Source organism: Acinetobacter sp. AS167 (genome assembly GCF_037152175.1).
GTDB lineage: Bacteria > Pseudomonadota > Gammaproteobacteria > Pseudomonadales > Moraxellaceae > Acinetobacter.
In genome coordinates, this window is the sequence record NZ_JBBCMP010000032.1 from 1 (window position 1) to 713 (window position 713).

Genomic DNA, 713 nt, shown 5'->3' on the forward strand with positions numbered 1-713 from the left:
AGTTAATGATTTAATATTAGTCTTAATAGACTTTAAAATTGGTACAACTATTAGAGTGGAGTTTGCTTTTTCCAAACGATTTTGTTCACGTTTTAAGTCGTTCGCAAGACTTGACCTTCTATCTAATAAAGCATTGAGCAATCGGATATTATCAGGAGTGGGTTGCCATAAATGTAAATCTACAGTCATTGCAAATCGCGCCAATACTTCACTATCGATTTTGTCAGTTTTATTAAGCTTAGAGATACTTTGAGCAAAATATCGAGTACGGGCTGGGTTAGCCACACAAACTTGAAATTTTAAATCAAATAAAAATTGAGCTAACATTTCATGATAGACGGATGTTGCTTCCATTAAGGCTCTAGTTTCTTCAGCAACAAGACCAAAACGATTTAACCATGATAACAATTGATGAAATCCTTTATTGCTATTGGAAAAGCATTTAGTTTTTATTTTTCCACTAGAGTCATCAAGAAATAAACAACAATCGAATTTAGCTTTAGAAACATCAATGCCAAGATAAAACATAGCTTCACCTAATTATTGATTGAATTAATATTAAAAAACCACAGTCTTTTCTTGTGAATGCAGCATCAAAGTGCTTAGTTACCGTCCAGATTTATGTCAGTGGTTAGGTGTAAATTGTAGGTTTAATCTTTTCAGGAAACTCGAAGTTTTGATGACAAACCAAACTCTACAATTTACGTGTAGTG

General features: G+C 32.7%; 1 protein-coding gene. It reads right to left on the reverse strand.

Translation table 11 applies throughout. The features are described 5' to 3' along the window. Nucleotides 1–528 (reverse strand): IS110 family transposase (locus WFN33_RS20215; RefSeq protein ID WP_336954828.1); only part of this gene is annotated, 528 nt, incomplete at its 3' end. Nucleotides 529–713: the final 185 nt, after the last annotated feature.